At 60.0% G+C, this 24669-nt stretch carries 5 protein-coding genes and 1 tRNA gene; 5 read left to right on the top strand and 1 reads right to left on the bottom strand.

From position 1 onward, the window contains the following. Positions 1-97: 97 nt before the first annotated feature. Positions 98-16921, bottom strand: a complete 16824-nt coding sequence (locus PspS35_RS01445; protein WP_159932470.1) for a retention module-containing protein — start codon at positions 16919-16921, stop codon at positions 98-100. A 345-nt stretch (positions 16922-17266) separates the two neighbouring features. On the opposite strand from PspS35_RS01445, the gene PspS35_RS01440 reads away from it, so the two are divergent. The 5 genes from PspS35_RS01440 to PspS35_RS01420 all read left to right on the top strand — a co-directional run bounded on the left by PspS35_RS01440 (position 17267) and on the right by PspS35_RS01420 (position 23875). After that, entirely contained in the window at positions 17267-18619 is a 1353-nt protein-coding gene (locus PspS35_RS01440) for a TolC family outer membrane protein (RefSeq protein ID WP_159932469.1), read from the top strand. Between the two features lie 45 nt (positions 18620-18664). Next, the gene (locus PspS35_RS01435; RefSeq protein WP_159932468.1) at positions 18665-20818 is read left to right on the top strand and encodes a type I secretion system permease/ATPase; all 2154 of its coding nucleotides are present in this window, start codon (positions 18665-18667) and stop codon (positions 20816-20818) included. Further along, positions 20808-22184 (top strand): HlyD family type I secretion periplasmic adaptor subunit, encoded by a 1377-nt coding sequence (locus PspS35_RS01430; protein WP_159932467.1) that lies wholly within the window; start codon positions 20808-20810, stop codon positions 22182-22184. The genes PspS35_RS01435 and PspS35_RS01430 overlap by 11 nt, the downstream gene beginning before the upstream one ends. A 120-nt stretch (positions 22185-22304) precedes the next feature. Next, positions 22305-22380: transfer RNA gene (locus PspS35_RS01425), tRNA-Thr, on the top strand. A gap of 172 nt (positions 22381-22552) precedes the next feature. Further along, positions 22553-23875 (top strand): integrase arm-type DNA-binding domain-containing protein, encoded by a 1323-nt coding sequence (locus PspS35_RS01420; RefSeq protein WP_159932466.1) that lies wholly within the window; start codon positions 22553-22555, stop codon positions 23873-23875. Positions 23876-24669 lie beyond the last annotated feature (794 nt).

The raw sequence follows: 24669 nt of genomic DNA, 5'->3' as shown, positions 1-24669 counted from the left end.
CAGGCGCCGCACACGGCTCCCACAGAGATTACACACATTTCCCCAAAGCGCCTGCCAAAGGGGCGTCAATCCCGAAAGTTTGACGCCCCTTGGGTGATCAGTCGTGGTGCTTGACGGTCAAGTCACCACCGGCGATCAGGCTATTGATCGCGGCAGAACCCGAGCCCCAACCGGCGCCATCCACCTTGATCGTGACATCAGCCGTACCGCCGCTGTTGCCGGTGAACGAGCCGGTGCTGCTCACGCTCAGCGTCGAGTTGCCCGACGCATCGGTGGTCAGCCTCAGGTAGCTCGACAGGTTGGTGTCGTTATTGCCTTGCAGCAAGTCGGACAGGTCCAGCTTGTCGCCTTCGCCGTGCTTGAAGTCAGTGATGCGGTCAAAGCCACCGCTGGTGTTGGTGTCGCCTTTGAGCCACACAAAGGTATCGGCACCCGCGCCGCCGGTGAGGATGTCGTTACCCTTGCCGCCCACCAGGATGTCGTTGCCTGCACCGCCGGAGAGCGTGTCGTTACCGCCCTGGCCGAACAGGATGTCATCGCCAGCGTTGCCGATCAGGGTGTCGCCGCCATCATTGGTACCGTAGATGTTCGACGCGTTGGCCAACGCACCGACGTCCTGCACGTGCTCAGAGATGTACTGATGCAAGGTGCGGTCATCGACCTGATCGACGCTGATGGACAGCTTCTCGGCCGCGAAGGCCTTGAGTGCCGCGCCGCCTTCCTGGCCTTTGTAGCTGATCAGGTCGCCGAAGATGATGTCGTTGCCCGAACCGCCGGAAACGTTGTCAGCACCGGTATCGGCGGTGTGGCCGGTAATGGTGTCCGCCAGCTTCGCGGTGTCGATCGTGCTAACCGTCTTGTCGGTATCGAAGTACTTTTGCAGCATGTCCTTATCGACATTACTGCCCAGGCCGATGGCCTGAACCTCAACCCCGCCCTTGATCGCAGTGGTCAGCGCGGCGTAAGCGGCTTTGGCCGCCTCCAACGGATAGTTGTAGTAGTAGTTGCTAGCACCCGCCACGTCGAAACCACCGCGGCCATCGGACACGACATAACCTTCAAAGGTCTTGGCGCCGGACGAGTTGTACGAATAGACCTTGCCATCGCTGTCAACGATGACCTGGGTCTTGCCGTAGATCGTTGCGGTGACCTCAGCGGACTGGCCCAGGGTGTAGTTTTTGCTATTGACCCTGCTGTCGAAGTAAACCGTATCGCCGTAGCGGCTGGTCGCGCCAAGAGTGATGTCGTCGTACGTGTAGTTGTAGACGTTCGGCGCACCGTCGGTAATGAAGTACGTCAGGTTCTTCGCACTGGCGTTGCTGGTCGCTTCAGAGCTCTTGAACCAGGCCGTCGCGGTGTTGAAGGCGTCCTGGTAGTTGGTCACGTCAGTCGAGTTGGAGCTCATGTTGTTCAACACAGCCTGCAACGCATCCTTGGCAGCCGCCTGGTCAGCCAAGTTGACCGACACTTGCGATTCGACCTTGGTATCGAAGTCCACCAGCAACACTTTCACCACACCCGAACCGGTCAACTTGGCGTTGGCGATCAGGGTATCGAAGATGGTCGACAACTGGGACTTGATCGAGGTCATCGCGTTCGGGCCGATACTGCCCGAGGTGTCAACGATAAACGCGATGTTGTAGTTGGTGCCCGGGGTGGTGATGCCACCTTTGTCGCCAATCACGATGTTGTGGGTCGAGGTGGAGCCCAGGTCGATGTTATCCACCGCAGCGCCGCCTTCCGTAACGGGGGTGTAGACCTGAGGCTTGACCGTGATGGTCGTCGTTGCCGGCAACGAACTCAGGCTGTTGCCCCCCTCGTTGTCAGTCACCGAGACATCAATGGTGCGATCGCCCAGCGTCGGGTACTTGCTGGTGCTGGAGTACTGGAACGACTCAAGCAGCGTCTTGTAGGTCGCCGCATCCGCCACGCCCGATAGGGTCAGCACGATCTTGCCGCTGACGTCAGTCCCGACGCTGGTCACGGTGATGCCTTTGTAGGTACCACCCACCGCTACCAGGTTGGAGCTCAGTACATCGCCCGAACTGGCGTTTTTCAGGGTGATGGTCGCACTTTGCATCTGGGTGCTGTCGACGTCGCCAATGGCAACGCTGCCGGTAATCGCCACACCCGTAGTGCTGCGTTCGGTGTACGCGGTGTTGTAGCCGGTGGCGACAGCACCGTCAGCCGTGCTCAGGTCCAGGGTTGGGGCGTCGTTGACCGCCGTGATTACGATGCTCACTTTGCCGGTCGTCACCGCCGAAGCGCCGGTGCTCAACTCGGTGGCCGTGGCTTTCACGGTGATGTCGAAGCTGGCGGTCGAATCCTTGAGCGGCGTAACCGTCAGGGTTTTCAGGTTCCAGGTGCTGACATCGTAGAGCGTGCCGCTGCCGTTCGACGTAATGCTGTGCCCAGTGGTGCCGTCGGTAATCACGGTACCGGCTGGCAAGCCGCTGATTTCCACCTTGTGCGACTCCGAACCATCGTTGTCGACAAACGTGGTGGTAATCGGGCTGACCTTGATCGCGGTGTCTTCCAGGCCGCGGTTGTAGACGTAGCCGGTGTAATAGCCTTCGCCATTGACCACGTGGCTATCGCCGAGCACTGCACCTGCGGCTTTCAACGCGTCCACGCTGGTGTAGGTCTGCAGGCCGCTGTTGCCCAGGGACATCGATACGCCGTTGTTGGTCGACACATTGACGTCGTAGTTGCCCGCGCCTGCCTGGTTGTAGTGGTAGATATCGAGGGTGTAGTAGCCCGATTCGGTCGGGGTGTAGCTCGACCCGGAAATCGCGCTGCCCTTGCTCCAGGTCTCAGTGGCAACCAACTTGCCGCCCACGGTGATTGCCAGGCTGTCGTCGGCCGTACCGGTGAAGGTGTAGCTCTTGCCCGCTTCCAGGTAGATCAGGCCAGAGACTTTGGTCGCCGTGCCATCAACCACATTGCTGTTGCTGACGTTGTTGGTCACACCGGTGGAGGCTGCGCTGGCGGCTGTCTTGGCGTCGATCACACGGATCAGATCGCTGGAATTGGCCACACCGTTACCGTTGGTCCCCAGATCATTGCGCAGGGTGCCGCCGGTCCAGGTTTGGATCACCAGGCCTGTCGGCACAGCGCCGAAAGCGCCAACCGCCACGACAGGCACATCCGCCACCGGGTGGATATCCACGGTGATGGTCTTGGTGTCGCTGTAGGAATTGCCGTCGGTAGCCTGGAATTTCAGTTGGGTGTAATCGCTCTGCTTGTTGCCGACAGCGGTGCCGCTGAAGCTGTTATCGCCCGACTCGTTGGCCGCCGGGGTGTAACGCACGTTGTGGCTATCGAAATCAGCCTGGCTGAACGACTTGCCGGCCGAGGTATCGGTTTTCAAATCAGTCGTGGTGAGTGCGACCCACACCCCGTTGACTTTGTACTCGATCGAACCGGCCGGAAGGCTGGTGAACACCACTTTCGGATTCGCGGTGTCTTCATCCTTGACGCCGAAGGTCGCCCAGGTCAGCTCGACCGGAGTGTCTTCGTCGCTCTGGATATAACCGTTGGTGGCGGTTGGGGCGTCGTCGACCAGCGTGACGGTAGGCGTCGCTTCATTGTGCGAAGTGGCATTGCCAGCGTCAGTGACAGTCAGGTCGATTTTCGGCAGTTGATTGCCAGCGTTGACCCAATCGGCGCCCTTCTGAGTCAGCACCACGTTGGTACCGGACAGGGTGTAGTAGCCGTCGGTGTTGGTGCCGGTGGTGAACGCCACTTTCAGGCTGGCAACCGGGGTTTCTTCGTCGGTTGCAACGAAGCTACCGGCGACGGTGCCGACCTTGGCGGTGTTTTCCACGATGGTGGTGGCGGTAACGGTGATGACCGGGATGTCGTTGACCAGCGTGACGGTTGGCGTCGCTTCATTGTGCGAAGTGGCATTGCCAGCGTCAGTGACGGTCAGGTCGATTTTCGGCAACTGGTTGCCGGCGTTGACCCAATCAGCGCCTTTCTGTGTCAGCACCACGTTGGTACCGGACAGGGTGTAGTAGCCGTCGGTGTTGGTGCCGGTGGTGAACGCCACTTTCAGGCTGGCAACCGGGGTTTCTTCGTCGGTTGCAACGAAGCTACCGGCGACGGTGCCGACCTTGGCGGTGTTTTCCACGATGGTGGTGGCGGTAACAGTGATGACCGGGATGTCGTTGACCAGCGTGACGGTTGGCGTCGCTTCGTTGTGCGAAGTGGCGTTGCCAGCGTCAGTGACGCTCAGGTCGATTTTCGGCAGTTGATTGCCGGCGTTGACCCAATCAGCGCCCTTCTGAGTCAGCACCACGTTGGTACCGGACAGGGTGTAGTAGCCGTCCGTGTTGGTGCCGGTGGTGAACGCCACTTTCAGGCTGGCAACCGGGGTTTCTTCGTCGGTTGCAACGAAGCTACCGGCGACGGTGCCGACCTTGGCGGTGTTTTCCACGATGGTGGTGGCGGTAACAGTGATGACCGGGATGTCGTTGACCAGCGTGACGGTTGGCGTCGCTTCATTGTGCGAAGTGGCATTGCCAGCGTCAGTGACGGTCAGGTCGATTTTCGGCAACTGGTTGCCGGCGTTGACCCAATCAGCGCCTTTCTGTGTCAGGACTACGTCGGTACCGGACAGGGTGTAGTAGCCGTCGGTGTTGGTGCCGGTGGTGAACGCCACTTTCAGGCTGGCAACCGGGGTTTCTTCGTCGGTTGCAACGAAGCTACCGGCGACGGTGCCGACCTTGGCGGTGTTTTCCACGATGGTGGTGGCAGCCACGGTGATGACCGGGATGTCGTTGACCAGCGTGACGGTTGGCGTCGCTTCGTTGTGCGAAGTGGCATTGCCAGCGTCAGTGACGGTCAGGTCGATTTTCGGCAGTTGATTGCCGGCGTTGACCCAATCAGCGCCCTTCTGAGTCAGCACCACGTTGGTACCGGACAGGGTGTAGTAGCCGTCCGTGTTGGTGCCGGTGGTGAACGCCACTTTCAGGCTGGCGGTCGGGGTTTCTTCGTCGGTTGCAACGAAGCTACCGGCGACGGTGCCGACCTTGGCGGTGTTTTCCACGATGGTAGTGGCGGTAACGGTGATGACCGGGATGTCGTTGACCAGCGTGACGGTTGGCGTCGCTTCGTTGTGCGAAGTGGCGTTGCCAGCGTCAGTGACGGTCAGGTCGATTTTCGGCAGTTGATTGCCGGCGTTGACCCAATCGGCGCCTTTCTGAGTCAGCACCACGTTGGTACCGGACAGGGTGTAGTAGCCGTCCGTGTTGGTGCCGGTGGTGAACGCCACTTTCAGGCTGGCGGTCGGGGTTTCTTCGTCGGTTGCAACGAAGCTACCGGCGACGGTGCCGACCTTGGCGGTGTTTTCCACGATGGTGGTGGCAGCCACGGTGATGACCGGGATGTCGTTGACCAGCGTGACGGTTGGCGTCGCTTCGTTGTGCGAAGTGGCGTTGCCAGCGTCAGTGACGGTCAGGTCGATTTTCGGCAACTGGTTGCCGGCGTTGACCCAATCAGCGCCTTTCTGTGTCAGGACTACGTCGGTACCGGACAGGGTGTAGTAGCCGTCCGTGTTGGTGCCGGTGGTGAACGCCACTTTCAGGCTGGCGGTCGGGGTTTCTTCGTCGGTTGCAACGAAGCTACCGGCGACGGTGCCGACCTTGGCGGTGTTTTCCACGATGGTGGTGGCGGTAACAGTGATGACCGGGATGTCGTTGACCAGCGTGACGGTTGGCGTCGCTTCGTTGTGCGAAGTGGCATTGCCAGCGTCAGTGACGGTCAGGTCGATTTTCGGCAGTTGATTGCCGGCGTTGACCCAATCAGCGCCCTTCTGAGTCAGCACAACGTTGTTGCCGGAGATGGCGTAGTAGCCGTCCGCATTGGTGCCGGTGGTGAAGCTAACAGTCAGACCATCACGCGGGGTCTCTTCGTCTTTAGCAACGAAGGTACCGGCAACGGTGCCTGCTTCAGCGGTGTTCTCGATGATGGTGGTCGGCGTGACAGCAATTTCTGGAACGTCGTTGACCAAGGTAACAGTCGGCTGACCTTCGCCAGTAGAGCTGAGACCACCAGCATCGGTGACGGTCAGGTCGATTTTCGGCAACGGGTTACCCGCGTTGACGAATTCAGCGCCTTTGGCGGTCAGGACAACGTTGTTGCCGGAGATAGCGTAGTAACCGTCGGCGTTGGTGCCGGTGGTGAAGCTAACGGTCAAACCATCACGTGGAGTTTCTTCGTCACGCGCGTTGAAAGTACCGGCGACGGTGCCTGCTTCGGCTGTGTTCTCAACGATGGTGGTGGCAGCCACGGTGATGACCGGGATGTCGTTGACCAGGGTAACAGTCGGCTGACCTTCGCCAGTAGAGCTGAGACCACCAGCATCGGTGACGGTCAGGTCGATTTTCGGCAACGGGTTACCCGCATTGACGAATTCAGCGCCTTTGGCCGTCAGCACAACGTTGTTGCCGGAGATAGCGTAGTAACCGTCGGCGTTGGTGCCGGTGGTGAAGCTAACAGTCAGACCATCGCGTGGAGTTTCTTCGTCTTTGGCAACGAAAGTGCCGGCAACGGTGCCTGCTTCAGCGGTGTTCTCAACGATGGTGGTGGCAGCCACGGTGATGACCGGGATGTCGTTGACCAAGGTAACAGTCGGCTGGCCTTCGCCAGTGGAGCTGAGGCCACCGGCGTCGGTGACGGTCAGGTCGATTTTCGGCAGCGGGTTGCCCGCGTTGACGAACTCGGCGCCTTTCGCGGTCAGCACAACGTTGTTGCCGGAGATAGCGTAGTAGCCGTCTGCGTTGGTGCCTGCGGTGAAGCTAACAGTCAGACCATCACGCGGGGTCTCTTCGTCTTTAGCAACGAAGGTACCGGCAACGGTGCCTGCTTCAGCGGTGTTCTCAACGATGGTGGTGGCAGCCACGGTGATGACCGGGATGTCGTTGACCAAGGTAACAGTCGGCTGACCTTCGCCAGTAGAGCTGAGACCACCAGCATCGGTGACGGTCAGGTCGATTTTCGGCAACGGGTTACCCGCATTGACGAACTCGGCGCCTTTAGCGGTCAGGACCACGTTGTTGCCGGAGATGACGTAGTAGCCGTCGGCGTTGGTGCCGGCAGTGAAGCTAACGCTCAGACCATCGCGTGGAGTTTCTTCGTCTTTGGCAACGAAAGTGCCGGCAACGGTGCCTGCTTCAGCGGTGTTCTCAACGATGGTGGTGGCAGCCACGGTGATGACCGGGATGTCGTTGACCAAGGTAACAGTCGGCTGGCCTTCGCCAGTGGAGCTGAGGCCACCGGCGTCGGTGACGGTCAGGTCGATTTTCGGCAACGGGTTACCCGCGTTGACGAATTCAGCGCCTTTGGCCGTCAGCACAACGTTGTTGCCGGAGATAGCGTAGTAACCGTCGGCGTTGGTGCCGGTGGTGAAGCTAACAGTCAGACCATCGCGTGGAGTTTCTTCGTCACGTGCGTTGAACGTACCGGCAACGGTACCTGCTTCAGCAGCGTTCTCAACGATGGTGGTCGGCGTGATGTCGATCAGCGGAACGTCGTTAACCAGCGTTACGGTCGGCTGGCCTTCGCCAGTAGAGCTGAGGCCGCCAGCATCGGTGACAGTCAGGTCGATCTTCGGCAGCGGGTTACCCGCGTTGACGAATTCAGCACCTTTGGCGGTCAGGACGACGTTGTTGCCGGAGATAGCGTAATAGCCGTCGGCGTTGGTGCCGGTGGTGAAGCTAACAGTCAGACCATCGCGTGGAGTTTCTTCGTCTTTGGCAACGAAAGTGCCGGCGACGGTGCCTGCTTCGGCGGTGTTCTCAACGATGGTGGTGGCAGCCACGGTGATGACCGGGATGTCGTTGACCAAGGTAACAGTCGGCTGACCTTCGCCAGTAGAGCTGAGGCCACCGGCGTCGGTGACGGTCAGGTCGATTTTCGGCAGCGGGTTGCCCGCGTTGACGAACTCAGCGCCTTTGGCGGTCAGGACCACGTTGTTGCCGGAGATGACGTAGTAGCCGTCGGTGTTAGTACCGGCAGTGAAGCTAACGCTTAGACCATCGCGTGGAGTTTCTTCGTCACGCGCGTTGAAAGTACCGGCAACGGTGCCTGCTTCGGCAGTGTTCTCAACGATGGTGGTGGCAGCCACGGTGATGACCGGGATGTCGTTGACCAAGGTAACAGTCGGCTGACCTTCGCCAGTAGAGCTGAGGCCACCGGCGTCGGTGACGGTCAGGTCGATTTTCGGCAGCGGGTTGCCCGCGTTGACGAACTCAGCGCCTTTGGCGGTCAGGACCACGTTGTTGCCGGAGATGACGTAGTAGCCGTCTGCGTTGGTGCCAGCGGTGAAGCTGATAGCCAGGTTTTCGCGCGGGGTTTCTTCGTCACGCGCGTTGAAGGTACCGGCAACGGTGCCTGCTTCGGCGGTGTTCTCAACGATGGTGGTGGCAGCCACGGTGATGACCGGGATGTCGTTGACCAAGGTAACAGTCGGCTGACCTTCGCCAGTAGAGCTGAGACCACCAGCGTCGGTGACGGTCAGGTCGATCTTCGGCAGCGGGTTACCCGCGTTGACGAATTCAGCACCTTTGGCGGTCAGGACCACATTGTTGCCGGAGATAGCGTAGTAGCCATCGGTGTTAGTACCGGCAGTGAAGCTAACGCTCAGACCATCGCGTGGAGTCTCTTCGTCACGCGCATTGAACGTACCGGCAACGGTACCCGCTTCAGCAGTGTTCTCAACGATAGTGGCCGGCGTTACATCAATCAGCGGCACATCGTTGACCAGCGCCACACCCGGCGTCGCCGCATCGTGGGAGCTGCCCTTGTCGGCATCCGTCACGGTCAGGTCAATGGCCGGCAGTTTGTTACCCGCGTTGACGAAGTTTGCGCCCGCCAGGGTCAACACCACGGCATTGCCCACGAGGGTGTAGTAGCCGTTTTTGTTGGTGTCGCCGGTGAAGGTGACTTTCAGATCGGCAATCGGGGTTTCGACGTCGCTGACGGTAAAGGTACCGGCCACGGTGCCTTCGCCGACCTGTTTTTCCACCAGGTCGTTCGCGACGACTTCAATCACCGGCAGGTCGTTGACCGCAATCACGTTGATTGGCAGCGTAATCGACTCGGACTTCGACGTCGCATCACCATCTTGCGCGGTGGCGGTAACGGTAAGGTTCACCAGGCCGTTGGCGTTTGGCACCGGGTTGTAGACCAGTGTGGCTTTGTTCCAGGTGCTGATATCGATGCTTTGCACGTCAGCCGTGGCCGTGAAGCTGTGGCCCGGCGTGCCGTCGGAAATGGTCGCGCCTTGCGGAATGCCGCTGATTTCCAGCTTGAGCGTCTCGGAACCATCTGTGTCAGTGGCATAAGCGTCGATCGCGGACAACTTGATCGCGTGGTCTTCAAGGCCAGTGTTCAGCACTTGGGTGACGCTGATGTTGTCCAGCACGCCACCAACCGAGTTGTTGGTGTCGCCGGCCGGGGCCTTGAATTCGAGCCTGGCGTCACCGTCAGCGGTGACGGGCACGGTGAAGGTGTAGGTCTTCATGCCCACGACGGTGGCGTCCAGGGTGCCGACTTTGACGCCGCCCCAGAACACGTCGATCACCGAGTTGTTCTCGGCGCCCGCACGCGGCGAGTAGTCAACCGAGATGGTGTACGCCGTGCCGCTTTCAGCCTTGATGATGGTGTACAGGCTGGCGTCGTCGCCGGCGCTTTTCTCCAGCTCGATGACCTGGCTGTTGCCTGGGGTCTCTACGCCGTAGACGCTGCCTTGGCCGATTTCCACGTTGCCGTCGGCGTTGCCGGTCAGCCATTGGGTATTCGGATTAGTGCCCGTGCCGGCTGCGTTGTTGGCATCGCCAACCGCGACCGTGCTCCAGGCGCCGTTGATCGGGGCGCTGTCGAAGTTGATCGCGCTCACCACGCCGCCGCCGAGCAGGCCCAGGTGCGGGGTGTCGGTGACTGGCGCGATGGTGATTGCGGCGGTGGTGTCGCCGCTCGGTTTGCCGTCATTGTCGACAGCGGTGAAGGTCAGCGCAGTGCTGCCGCTCCAGTCGCCGGTCGGCGAGAAGTACACCGAAGCCTTACCGTCGGCGCCTGCTGGTACCGAGTCGCCGACTTTCAGGGCGGTGGTGAGCGTCGAGTCGCTGTACAGCGTGCCGTTGGTCGGCAAGGTGGTGATGACGAAGCTGGCAACGGAGCCGTCAACATCGGCGCCGCTCAGGACGATCGTGGCCGCGTGGTCTTCGTTGGCAGTGGCGGGGGCAGCCGATGCGGTCGGCGCATCGTTGAACAGGTCGATGGTGACCTTGCCGGTGGCGCTGCCGGTTTCCGGTGGCTCGCGGTCAAGGTTGCCGCCGCCGATGTCGGTGACGTCGATGGTTACGGTGCGATCAGTGCCAGCTGGATTGTTGCCCGGGGCCTGGAAGGTAATCGCTTCAACCAGCTTGATGAAGTCCGCCGCACTGCTGCCGGCTGGCGAGTTGCTGGTCAGGGTGTAGACGACTTTGCCATCGGCGGCGCTGCCGGTTTCGGTGATGGTGATGCCGGCAACAGCCAGGGCCTTGAGTACATCGGCATTGCTGAGCAGATCACCAGACACCAGGTGATCAACCGTAACCACCACTTTGCTGAAGGTGGAGTTGTCGACGTCGCTGATGGACAGGTTCTTGACCAGCGCGCCGCCTGCGGTTTGCTCAGTGAAGGTGGTGCTGTCGAAGCTGACTACCGGCACATCGTTGACCGGCACAACGTGGATCACGGAGGTCACCGGTGCGGAGTCCGCCTGACCGTCGTTCACGGTGATGGTCAGGTTGCGATTGACCGGGCTCGGGTTCTCGCTCTCGCTGGCGAAATGCACCGAGCGCAGGACTTCCTGGTACTCAGCCTTGGTGGCTTCGCCGGACAGGCTCAGCACACCGGTGTTTTTGTCATAGCTGACGGTGATCTTAGTGTTGCTGACATCCGCGATCAGCACGTCATCGGTCAGGTGGTTGACCAGCGTGACTTTGGCGCTTTGCAAGGTGCTGTTGTCGACGTCGGCGATGGTCAGGTTGGCCGCGACGTAACCGCCCGGCTTGCCTTCGATGTAGGTGTCGCCGAACGCATTGGTCGAACCGTTGCCCAGTACCGGCGCGTCGTTGACCGCCGTGACTACGATGCCGATCTTGCCGCTGGTTACTTCTTCAACACCGGTGCTCAGCTCTTTGGCCGTGGCCTTCACGGTCAGCTCGAAACTGGCGGTCGAGTCCTTGAACGGGGTAACGGTCAGGGTGCTCAGGTTCCAGGTGCTCACATCGTAGAGCGTGTTGGCGCCCGTCGAGGTGATGCTGTGGCCGGTGGTGCCGTCGGTGAGCACGGCGCCTTCCGGCAGGCCGCTGATTTCGACCTTGTGGGACTCCGAGCCGTCGTTGTCGACAAACGTGGCGGTAATCGGCGCGATCTGGATCGCGGTGTCTTCCAGGCCGTGGTTGTAGACGGAGCCGGTGTAATAGCCTTCGCCGTTCACCACATGGCTGTCGCCGAGCACCATGCCGGCGGCTTCCAGCGCGGCCACACTGGTGTAGGTCTGCAGGCCGCTGCTGCCCAACGACACGGCCGGGCCGTTATTGGTCGATACGTTGACGTCGTAGTTGCCCGGGCCGTTCTGGTTGTAGTGGTAGATGTCGAGGGTGTAGTAGCCCGACTCGGTCGGCGTGTAGGAAGACCCGCCAATCCCGCTGCCCTGGCTCCACGTCTCGGAAGCAACCAGCTTGCCACCTACGGTGATTGCCAGACTGTCGTCGGCAGTACCGCTGAAGGTGTAGCTCTTGCCGGCTTCCAGGTAGACCAGGCCCGACACTTTGGTCGCGGTGCCTTCGGCCACGTTGCCGTTGCTCACATTGCTGGTCACGCCGGTGGAGGCTGCGCTGTCAGCGGTCTGGGCGTTGATCACATTGATCAACGTGCTCGACTGGGTAACACCCTGGCCGTTGGTGCCCAGCTCGGACGGCAGGTTGCTGCCGGTCCAGGTTTGGATGACCAGGCCAGTTGGCACTTGGCCAAAGGTCAGGACCGGCACATCCGTCACCGGGTGGATATCCACGGTGATGGTTTTAGTGTCGCTGTAGGAGTTGCCGTCGGTCGCCTGGAAGTTCAGCTCGGTGTAGTCGCTTTGCTTGTTACCCACGGCGGTGCCGCTGAAGCTGTTATCGCCCGATTCGTTCTCTGCCGGGGTGTAACGCACATTGTGGGCATCGAAGTCAGCCTGAGTGAAGGCCTTGCCTGCCGAAGTGTCGGTTTTCAGATCGGCCGTGGTGAGCTTGACCCACTCGCCGTCGACTTTGTATTCGATGGAACCGGCCGGCAGGCTGGTGAACACCACTGCCGGGCTGGTGGAATCTTCGTCCTGAACGCCAAACGTCGCCCAAGTGAGCTCGATCGAGGTGTCTTCGTTGCCCTCGATGCGGCCGTCGATGGCGGTTGGGGTGTCATCGACCAGCGTTACGGTCGGCTGGCCTTCGCCGGTGGAGCTGAGGCCGCCAGCGTCGGTGACGGTCAGGTCGATTTTCGGCAGCTGGTTGCCAGCGTTGACGAATTCGGCGCCTTTAGCGGTCAGGACGACGTTGTTGCCGGAGATGGCGTAGTAACCGTCGGCGTTGGTGCCGGTGGTGAAGCTGATCGTCAGGTTTTCGCGCGGCGTTTCTTCGTCACGTGCGTTGAAGGTACCGGCGACAGTGCCTGCTTCGGCGGTGTTTTCAACGATGGTGGTCGGCGTGATGTCGATCAGTGGAACGTCGTTGACCAGCGTTACGGTCGGCTGGCCTTCGCCAGTGGAGCTGAGGCCGCCGGCGTCGGTGACGGTCAGGTCGATTTTCGGCAGCTGGTTGCCAGCGTTGACGAACTCGGCGCCTTTAGCGGTCAGGACGACGTTGTTGCCGGAGATGGCGTAGTAACCGTCGGCGTTGGTGCCGGTGGTGAAGCTAACAGTCAGACCATCACGTGGGGTTTCTTCGTCACGTGCGTTGAACGTACCGGCAACGGTGCCTGCTTCGGCGGTGTTTTCAACGATGGTGGTCGGAGTGATGTCGATCAACGGTACGTCGTTAACCAGGGTCACAGTCGGCTGGCCTTCGCCAGTAGAACTAAGACCACCGGCGTCGGTGACGGTCAGGTCGATTTTCGGCAGCTGGTTGCCAGCGTTTACGAATTCGGCGCCTTTAGCGGTCAGGACGACGTTGTTGCCAGAGATGGTGTAGTAGCCATCTGCGTTGGTGCCAGCAGTGAAGCTGATCGTCAGGTTTTCGCGCGGGGTTTCTTCGTCACGTGCGTTGAAAGTACCGGCGACTGTGCCTGCTTCAGCGGTGTTCTCGACGATAGTGGTCGGCGTAACGTCGATCAGCGGAACGTCGTTGACCAGGGTCACAGTCGGCTGGCCTTCGCCAGTAGAACTAAGACCACCAGCATCGGTAACAGTCAGGTCGATCTTCGGCAGTTGGTTGCCAGCGTTGACGAACTCGGCGCCTTTGGCGGTCAGCACAACGTTGTTGCCGGAGATGGCGTAGTAGCCGTCGGCGTTGGTGCCGGTGGTGAAGCTGATCGTCAGGTTTTCGCGTGGGGTTTCTTCGTCACGTGCGTTGAAAGTACCGGCAACGGTGCCTGCTTCGGCGGTGTTTTCAACGATGGTGGTCGGCGTGATGTCGATCAGTGGAACGTCGTTGACCAGCGTTACGGTCGGCTGGCCTTCGCCGGTGGAGCTGAGGCCGCCAGCGTCGGTAACAGTCAGGTCGATTTTCGGCAGCTGGTTGCCAGCGTTGACGAACTCGGCGCCTTTAGCGGTCAGGACCACGTTGTTGCCGGAGATGGCGTAGTAGCCGTCGGCGTTGGTGCCGGTGGTGAAGCTGATCGTCAGGTTTTCACGTGGGGTTTCTTCGTCACGCACGTTGAAAGTACCGGCGACTGTGCCTGCTTCGGCAGTGTTCTCAACGATGGTGGTCGGAGTGATGTCGATCAACGGTACATCGTTAACCAGGGTCACAGTCGGCTGGCCTTCGCCAGAGGAGCTGAGGCCGCCAGCATCGGTAACAGTCAGGTCGATCTTCGGCAGCTGGTTGCCAGCGTTGACGAATTCGGCGCCTTTAGCGGTCAGCACAACGTTGTTGCCGGAGATGGCGTAGTAACCGTCGGCGTTGGTGCCGGTGGTGAAGCTGATCGTCAGGTTTTCGCGTGGGGTTTCTTCGTCACGTGCGTTGAAAGTACCGGCAACGGTGCCTGCTTCGGCGGTGTTTTCAACGATGGTGGTCGGAGTGATGTCGATCAGTGGAACGTCGTTGACCAGCGTTACGGTCGGCTGGCCTTCGCCAGTGGAGCTGAGGCCGCCAGCGTCGGTGACGGTCAGGTCGATTTTCGGCAGCTGGTTGCCAGCGTTGACGAATTCGGCGCCTTTAGCGGTCAGGACGACGTTGTTGCCAGAGATGGTGTAGTAGCCATCTGCGTTGGTGCCAGCAGTGAAGCTGATGGTCAGGTTTTCACGCGGGGTTTCTTCGTCACGTGCGTTGAAAGTACCGGCAACGGTGCCTGCTTCGGCAGTGTTCTCGACGATGGTGGTCGGCGTGATGTCGATCAGCGGCACATCGTTGACCAGCGTTACAGTCGGCTGGCCTTCGCCAGTGGAGCTGAGGCCACCAGCGTCGGTGACGGTCAGGTCGATTTTCGGCAGTTGATTGCCAGCGTTGACGAATTCAGCACCTTTGGCGGTCAGGACCACGTTGTTGCCGGAGATGGCGTAGTAGCCGTCGGCGTTGGTGCCGGTGGTGAAGCTGATCGTCAGGTTTTCGCGCGGGGTTTCTTCGTCACGTGCGTTGAAGGTACCGGCAACGGTGCCTGCTTCGGCGGTGTTTTCAACGATGGTGGTCGGCGTGATGTCGATCAACGGTACATCGTTGACCAGCGTTACAGTCGGCTGGCCTTCGCCAGTAGAACTGAGACCACCAGCGTCGGTGACGGTCAGGTCGATCTTCGGCAGCTGGTTGCCAGCGTTGACGAATTCGGCGCCTTTAGCGGTCAGGACGACGTTGTTGCCAGAGATGGCGTAGTAACCATCGGCGTTGGTGCCTGCGGTGAAGCTGATCGTCAGGTTTTCGCGCGGGGTTTCTTCATCTTTGGCAACAAAAGTGCCCGCAACAGTGCCCGCCGCTGCCGTTTCTTCAACAATGGTGTTAGCCGTGATTTCAATCACCGGCACATCGTTGACCAGGGTCACGGTCGGCTGGCCAGTTGCGTTGGCGTTGAGGCCTTCGGGGTCGGTGACAGTCAGGTCGATCTTCGGCAGTTGATTGCCGGCGTTGACGAAGTCAGCGCCCTTCTGAGTCAGCACGACAGTGTTGTCGACGATGGCGTAGTAGCCATCTTTGTTGTTGTCGCCCGTGAACGTGACGGTCAGTTGGTCAGCCGGCGTTTCTGCATCGCTGATAACAAACGTGCCTGCCACGCTGCCCGCGACGGCGGTGTTTTCGACCAGGGTCGTGCCCGTCACGTCGATCACCGGTGCATCGTTGACCGGCGTGATTGTGATTGTCAGCGTGCTGCTCGAGCCGGTGTTGGTGGTGTAACCGATCTGCGGCACTTCGCCACTGTAATCCTTGACCGGGGTAAACACGTAAGCGCCATCAGCCCCGATGGTGATGGAGCCAATGCCTTCGATGTCAGCAGTCTGACCGGCGCTGTAGGTCGCGTTACCCACGCTGAAGGTGGCGACAGCCAACGTGTTATCGATGTCGGTGTCGTTGTTCAGCACGTTGCCGACTGCGAGGCTATCTTCGACGATGGTGTTGGTATCTGCGACCAACACGCTCGGATCATCCACAGCAACCACGGTGGAAGTGGCCGGCTCTGGGTTGATTGCCAAGTCTTCGTAGTTACCGCCAGTCGCCTCGGTGATCGTAACGCTGACGGCCAGGTTCTTGCCGTCCGCCAGGTTGGCAGGTGTGTCGGCCGTGACCGTGCCGGTGGTTTTACCGGCCTCGATGGTGATGCTCAGGTCGTTGGACAGCTTGATCACAACGTCGGTCTGCGCCGCGTTGGTCACGGTGGCGGTGTAGACGATCTGGCCGCCTTCGTTCACCGACGGGGTCGCGGTCAGGGTGACGGTGGTGGTGTCGATGGTGTCCGCGATCTGCGTGACGGCTGGCGCAGGGTCGGTGGTGATGATCAGGTTGCCGCCGCCGGAGGTGCCGGCGATGGTGGCGGAGATCGACGAGGCGTCCAGGTAAGGCGTGTCATTCCCGGCAAACGTGACGTTCAGCACGCCGGAGGTCTGGCCGGCGGCGATCACAACGGAGAGGCCGTTGGACAAGGTCACGGTCAGGTCGCTGGTCGGTGCCTGGGTGATAAATACGGTGTAAACCACGACGCCACCGGCTTCGGTGATGCTCGGCGTGGCGGTCAGGGTGATGGTGACGTTGCGCGGGTCGACGCCGTTATTGTCGGCGCCGGTTTGGGTAGTGCCTACGGCATCACCGGCATTCAAGCCGGTCGTGGGGTAGCCGATGGTGGGGTCGACCACGCCTGCGGTAGCTTCCAGCACAACAAAGCTGTGGCCGCCGCCCACGGCACCGTCGGCGCCTGCGGAGGTCGGGCCGGCAGCGGTGGCTTCGAGGTCTTGGGTCGGGTCGGCGCCGGCAGCAATGGCTTGCTGCAGTTCGGCAACGGACGGTGCGGCTTGTGCAGTCGCGGCGCTCAGGTCGGTGACAGAATCAGGAGCGTTTGCGCTCCACTGAGTGTCGCGACCCAAATCGATGGTACGGCCGTCGGCCAATTCCAGAGACACGGCGCCCGATGCGCCGGTATCGACTTGCTCACCCGCGAACAGGCGATCCCCTTCTACAAGCAGGCGACGAATCCCTTCCGGGGATACCGCGAACACTTGACCGACAATGCTTTTGACGACCGCAACGCTGCTCATAAAAGACTCTCCGTGTATTACCGTTCGGGGGCATCCATCAAGGAGACCGGCCCGCTCACTGGTGCCGATTCAATAGCTGGAGTACTTAATTTCTTTGAAAAAACTTTGGCGTCAATATTTTGTTGTCCTGTCAGGAAAATTACTTTTCCGTCAAGGTATTGACCTATTGGGCGTCATCCTAAACAATCCGCCCGGTAATGTCACATTGATATTTATGCGGCCTCGCGACTTTCTGTTTGCGCCCTCCGGCGCCCTAGAAAAACGGGCATTTCGAGTTGCCACTCCAATGCAATATTCCAAGTTTGTTGCGGTTTTCAGGCAACCAATCCCCGGGAAAACATCAGAATGCGTTTGCACCTTCTTAAAGCTGTGCCTTTTGCTCTAGCCGCCAGTTTCGTCCAGGCTCAGACCCTGCCCGAAGCCATGCAAGATGCTGTGGAAAACCACCCGGAGATCCAGGCCGCTATCAATGCGCGCATTGCCGCTGACTATCAGGTGAGAGAAGCCCAAGGCGGTTACCTGCCTAAAGTCGACCTGCTGGGCGGTTATGGCCGTGAAAGCTCGGACAACACCTCGACCCGTGCCGCCAGCAACAGCCATGACTGGAAAACCTTGAACCGCGGCGAGTCGACCGTGCGCCTGCAACAAAATTTGTTCCAGGGCTTTGGCACCGTCAATGAAGTCGGCCGCCAACAAGCCACTGCCAACTCCCGTGGGTATGCGCTGCTCAATACCTCCGAGCGCACCGCGCTGACCGTCGCCCAGGTGTATCTGGATGTCTTGACCCGTCGCGAGATGGTGCAACTGGCAGAAGACAACCTGAAGAGCCACGAACGCATTTTTGACCAGATCAAACTGCGCACCAGCCGTGGCGTCGGAAGAATGGCGGACATGGACCAGGCCGAAGCCCGTCTGGCCCAGGCGCAAAACAACCTGATCACCGAGCAGACCAACCTGGCTGACGCCAACACCAACTTCCTCAGCGTTGTTGGCAAAGAGCCCGACCAATTGGAACGGCCAATGGGCATCGTGACCGCCCTGCCGGCCAGCCTGGATGAAGCCCGTCGCCAGATGATTGCCGACAGCCCGGTACTGCGCTCGGCCGAATCGGACATCGCCGCTGCCGAAAAGCAGTACGAAGCCGCGAAGTCGACTTTCTACCCGCGCTTTGATGCGGTGCTGCAACGCTCGGCCAACAACAACATCGGCGGCGAAGAAGGCCATGACAATGGCTATTCCGCCATGTTGAACATGCAGTTCAACCTGTATAACGGCGGCAGCGATAAAGCCAGCCTGCAGTCCAAGGCTTCCCAGGCCACCCAGGCGCTGGATATCCGCAACAACGCCCTGCGCCAGCTGAACGAAGAACTGGGCCTGGCGTGGAACGCCTACAACAACGCCAGCCAGCAGGTGCCAATCGCGCAGCAGTACGTGGACCGCAGCACCAAAGTGCGCACCTCGTACCAGCAGCAGTTCAGCCTCGGTGAGCGTACACTGCTCGACTTGCTCGACAGCGAGAACGAACTGTTCACCGCTCAGCAGCGTTTGGCACAGATCAAAAGCCTCTACGTTTACACCCAGTACCGTATCAAGGCCGACATGGGCCAACTGCTGAGAAGTCAGGGCGTGGTTGCCCCGCTGGCATCAGTTGTGCAGAACGATATTAAACCGTCGGTAAACCTGCCAGGGATGAACTGATTCTTGACGGCGTTGGACCACACAACCGTTTAAGAGAGAGTCAGCTTGGATTCTGAAATAGGTTTGGCGCCACTTCACCATGACCCGCGCACTCAGCATGACGACCCATTGCTAGATGGGTTGTTGGCTCTCTGTTCGCTGCACTACAAGCCTGCCAGCCGGGCCATGCTGACCACCGGCCTGCCCTTGGCCGGTCAGCGCCTGAGCGCCGATTTGCTGCCCCGCGCAGCCGCCCGGGCGGGTTTGCAGGGCCGCTTGCTGCAACGCAAGCTGGAGCAGATCCCGTCCATCGCATTGCCAGCCTTGCTGCTATTAAAGGAAGGACGCAGTGCGGTGCTGTTGGGATGGGAGGGTGATACTGCCCGCCTGCTGCTCAGCGAAAGTGACGGCGGCGAAGTCCAGGTCACTCGCGAGGTACTGAGCCAAGATTACAGCGGTCGGGTTTTCTTCGCCCAACCGCAACATAAATTTGACGTCACCAGCGGCACGCTGATCCCTCGCGCACGCTCGTGGTTCAAAGACACCCTCAAGCGCTCGCGCTGGCTGTACGCCGACGCCATCGCTGCCAGCCTGGTGATCAACCTGATCGCCCTGGCTGCGCCACTGTTTGTGATGAACGTGTACGACCGCGTGGTGCCGAACCAGGCCACTGCCACCTTGTGGGTGCTGGCCATCGGCATTTGCGGCGCCTACCTGTTCGACCTGCTGCTCAAGAGCATGCGCAGCCTGTGCCTGGACCTTGCGGGCAAAAAAACCGACCTGATCATTTCCGCGACGCTGTTCGAGCGCATCGTGGGCATGTCGATGAAAATGCGCCCGGCGCGCGTCGGCAGCTACGCCTCCAACATCCATGAGTTTCAGGGGATGCGCGACTTCCTCACTTCCCTGACACTCGCCAGCCTGATCGACCTGCCCTTTACCCTGATCATCCTCGCGGTGATCGCGCTGCTGGGCGGCCACCTGGTGTGGATTCCCATCGTCGCCTTCCCGCTGGCATTGGGTATCGGCCACTTCCTGCAAAAACCACTGACCGCGACACTTGAGCGCACCATGGCCCTGGGCGCCGAACGCCAGTCGAGCCTGATCGAAACCCTCGCCGGGCTCGATGCAGTGAAGGTCAACAACGCCGAAAGCGAGCGCCAGTACCAGTGGGAACAAACCATTGGCACCCTCAGCCGTCTGGAGCTGCGGGTCAAAGTGCTTTCTGGCCTGGCGATGAACATCACCTTGCTGATCCAGCAAGTCGCTGGCGTGGCGATGATCATCTTCGGCGTGTACCAGATCATCGATGGCACCCTCAGCATGGGCGGCCTGGTGGCGTGCTACATGCTCAGCGGCCGCGCACTCGGCCCGCTGGCCCAACTGTCGGGCCTGCTGACGCGCTACCAGCAAGCCAAGGTGACGATGGTCTCGGTGGACCAGATGATGGAGCTGCCGCAAGAACGCAACTTCGACGAACGCCCGCTCAGCCGCAAAACGCTGCAAGGCGCGATGACGTTCCGCGAGGTCGACTTCACCTACCCGAACCAGCAAACCCTGGCCCTACGCGGCATCAACCTGAACGTTCGCCCTGGCGAAAAAATCGGCATCATCGGCCGCAGCGGCTCGGGCAAAAGCTCGCTGGCCAAACTGTTGGTGGGCCTGTATCAGCCAGACTCCGGCTCGTTGCTGGTGGACGGTGTCGACATCCGCCAGATCGACGTCAGCGAATTGCGCCACAACATCGGCTACGTCGCCCAGGACATCCAACTGCTGGCCGGCACCCTGCGTGACAACCTGGTCTCGGGCGCACGCTACGTGGACGACGAGATGGTGCTGCAAGCCGCAGAACTCGCCGGCGTGCATGAATTCGCCAGGCTGCACCCACAAGGCTACGAGCTGCAGGTGGGCGAGCGCGGGCAGAACCTCTCCGGCGGTCAACGCCAGAACGTCGCCCTGGCCCGCGCGCTGCTGCTAAACCCGCCAATCCTGTTGCTGGACGAACCGACCAGCGCTATGGACAACACCGGTGAAGAGCGCCTCAAGCAGCGTTTGCAATCGGTGATCGAAAACAAGACGGTGATTCTCGTCACCCACCGTGCTTCGCTGCTGAGCCTGGTCGACCGCCTGTTGGTGATCGACCGTGGCCAGATCCTCGCAGACGGTCCAAAAGCGGCCGTTATGGAAGCGCTGAAAAAGGGGCAGATCAGTGTTGCTTAAGTCCGGCCCAGGCCGTTGGAAAGACGTCATCTTCCGCTACTTCAAGGGCAGCGACTCGCTCGATGACCAGCCACTGCCCGAAGTCGAAAAGGCACTGATCGACGATGCGCCGCGCATCGTGCGCCTGACCATCTGGGGCGTGATCGGCTTCTTCGTGTTCCTGCTGCTGTGGGCACACTTCGCGATCATCGACGAAGTGACCAAGGGCGAAGGCAAGGCCATCCCGTCATCGCGCATCCAGAAGATCCAGAACCTGGAGGGCGGCATCGTCGCCCAGATTTACGTGCACGAAGGCCAGATCGTCGAAGCCGGCGCACCGCTGATCCGCCTGGACGACACCCGATTTGCCTCCAACGTCGGCGAAACCGAAGCCGACCGCGTGGCCATGGAACTGCGCGTAGAGCGCCTCAGCGCGGAAGTCGACAACCGCCCGCTGAACATCACCGAGGCCGCACGCAAAGCCGTGCCAAACCAGGCCTCGAACGAAGAATCGCTGTACCTCAGCCGCCGCCAGCAACTGGCCGACGAAATTGGCGGGCTGCAACAACAACTGCTGCAACGCCAGCAAGAGCTGCGTGAATTCAGCTCCAAGCAGGAGCAGTACCGCAACAGCCTGAACCTGCTGCGCCAGGAAATCGGCATGTCCGAGCCCTTGGTGCAACAAGGCGCCATCTCGCCGGTAGAAGTGCTGCGCCTCAAGCGCTCGGAAGTTGAAACCCGCGGCATGCTCGACGGCACCACCCTGGCCATCCCCCGCGCCCAGGCCGCCATCAACGAAGTGCAGCGCAAAGTCGACGAAACCCGTGGCAAGTTCCGCAGCGAAGCCCTGGCCCAGCTGAACGAAGCCCGCACCAACCTGAGCAAGGCCCAAGCCACGTCCAAAGGCCTGGAAGACCGCGTCAGCCGCACCATGGTCACCTCCCCCGTGCGCGGCATCGTCAAACAGATGCTGGTCAACACCGTCGGCGGCGTCATCCAGCCCGGCAGCGACATGGCCGAAGTGGTGCCACTGGACGACACCCTGCTGGTCGAAGCGAAAATCCGCCCACAAGACATCGCCTTCCTGCACCCCGGCCAGGAAGCCATGATCAAATTCACCGCCTACGACTACACCATCTACGGCGGCCTCAAAGGCAAACTCGAAACCATCGGCGCCGACACCGTGATGGACGAAGAGAAGAAAAACACCTTCTACGTCATCAAACTACGTACCGACCGCAGCCACCTGGGCACCGATGAAAAGCCACTGCTGATCATCCCCGGCATGGTGGCCTCCGTGGACATCATCACCGGCAAGAAAAGCATCCTGAGCTACCTGCTCAAACCGATCATCAAATCCCGCGCAGAGGCCATGCACGAGCGTTGATTGTTGGCAGGCGACGCGCAGAAATGCGGGGAGATTCGCGAAAACTTGGGTTTTCGCAAAAATAGTCAGATTTCAGGGGTTTACAGAACCTTTGCAGTCGCTATAATCGTCGCCCAACACGCCGGTATAGCTCAGTTGGTAGAGCAACTGACTTGTAATCAGTAGGTCCCGGGTTCGACTCCTGGTGCCGGCACCATACAAGGTTCCAGAGAAGGCTTTCAAAATCTCTGAAACCCCCGAAAAACCCGCCTTTTGGCGGGTTTTTTCGTTTTAGCGTTCCATCGGTTTCCGTCAGAAACTGGTGGATTCCAACCGTTTTAAGGGTAGAGTTTGGGATACAGGTCACTTCGATAAAAGGGAGTACCCTTATGTCGCGCACCACAGCTCCGCTCTCCGACGCAGCTTGCCGCTTGGCAAAACCTACAGACCGCGCCTACAAGCTTTTCGACGGCGACGGCCTCTACCTCCTAGTCCAACCCAATGGCCGCAAAGGCTGGCGGCTCCGTTACGTCAAACCTGACGGACGCGAAGGACTGACCTCGTTCGGCAACTACCCCGTCATTGGCCTCGCCGATGCGCGCCGCAAGCGCTTGGAAGTTAAGCGAATGCTGGCGGATGGCGTTGATCCTATAGAGACCAAGCACCAAGCCAAGGCGGAAGCCGTAATCAAAGGCAGAACCTTTGAAAGCGTTGCGCTCGACTGGCATACGGAAATGGCGGCCAAGTGGGCACCAGGCCACTCCAAGACTGTGATGAGCCGCCTCAAAACCCACGTGTTCCCGCTGATCGGCACTCGCGCCATTGTCGACCTCGACACCCATGACCTCATGCAGCCCTTGGAAGCGATCAAGAAGCGCGGAACGATCGACGTTGCTTTAAGGGTACAAAACTACCTGCAGAGCATCATGCGCGAGGCAAAGCGCCTCCGGCTTATCACCATAAACCCTGCTTACGATCTCGAAGGCTCGATCAAAGCCCCGCGGGTGGTACATCGCCCCGCTCTACCCTTATCGAGACTGCCGGAACTGCAGGAGCGGATCGACACCTATAAAGGCCGCGCACTTACCCGTCTGACGGTGATGCTATCGCTGCATGTGTTTGTACGATCCAGCGAACTGCGTTTCGCCCGCTGGAGCGAGTTCGACCTCAAGCGCGGCACCTGGGAGATACCGGACACTCGACCCGCGTTGGAGGGAGTACCCTTTTCCACAAGGGGTACGAAGATGGCAGGGGATATCCATTTAGTACCCTTATCGCCGCAAGCAGTGGCGCTACTCGAAAAAATCCATGCACTCACAGGCAAATTCGCATTGGTCTTCGCAGGGGATGCTAAACCCTGGAAGCCCATGTCCGAAAATACCGTGAACAACGCGCTTCGGACGATGGGATACGACACCAAAACCGATATCTGCGGGCATGGATTTCGTTCGATGGCCTGCAGCGCACTGATCGAGTCAGGATTGTGGTCGGAGACAGCCATTGAACGGCAGATGAGCCACAAGGAGCGCAACAACGTCCGCGCCGCTTACATCCACAAGGCCGAGTTCATCGAGGAGCGCAGGCTGATCATGAATTGGTGGAGCCGGTACCTGGAGGCCAACCGGCAGGAGCATGTCACTCCACACGAATTCGCGAACCAGACAGGAGCGAACGTCACTCGCCTAAAAGCAAAACGTGGCGCAACTGAGTAAGCGCTCGATCTTCAAATCTCAGCGATCCGCTTGTCCACGCGGGTCCATCCAAACAGGGCTGCAAAGCCGCCCAGTTTGGAGGGACCTCACTTAAAAAATCTAAAGCCCACGCAACTATCTGTGGAAAACCACTGATTTCCACCGGTGGATAATTTCATCCACAGCCGCAGAACGCCCGAAAACTCGATCCTTGACCCGAATTATCCACAGGCGTAGAAAAGATCGGGCAAAGCGCTGTCGTTGACAGCAACCCAGGTAGCCAGAACCTTTAAGGCTACGCCACACCGTGGTGGTTCTCCCAAAGTGCGATTAGCGTCCGGCGGCTCGCACGGTCACAGCGATGTGATGGATGCCTACTTTTACCAGTGTGCCCACTGCGGCAACTCATCCCCCTTTCATAGCTGCTCTGCAGCAACCTATCCGCTTGGCCATTCCCGTGCGCCAACCTGCGCCCGTCTCTTTCTCCCGGAAAGAGACGGGCGCTCCTACCGCTGCTGCAGCCCAACTCGTACAAGGCTTTGCGGCATTTCCCCTCGTGACAATCGGCGTGACAAACACCGAAGTCACCAGCAACAGCGATGCAGATGATGGTGCCGCAGCCCAGGGAATGGACTGCACCTGACTGACAGTCAGGCACGCCCCGGTCATCGCATCACTGCCTTCACCCGGCTCAAGATCTCGCGGCGTTGGTCTCGTCAGCCAATGCAGCCTCCACCCGCCCACTTCCTTGGAAGTGTTCAGGAGGCCAGATCATGAGATGCCCAAGCTCCCGGTCGTAAAGAGCCGCCAGTCCC

It is taken from the genome of Pseudomonas sp. S35 (genome assembly GCF_009866765.1).
Lineage (GTDB): Bacteria > Pseudomonadota > Gammaproteobacteria > Pseudomonadales > Pseudomonadaceae > Aquipseudomonas.
Note: the sequence above shows the minus strand (reverse complement) of the source record. Positions and strands in the feature narration are given on the sequence as shown.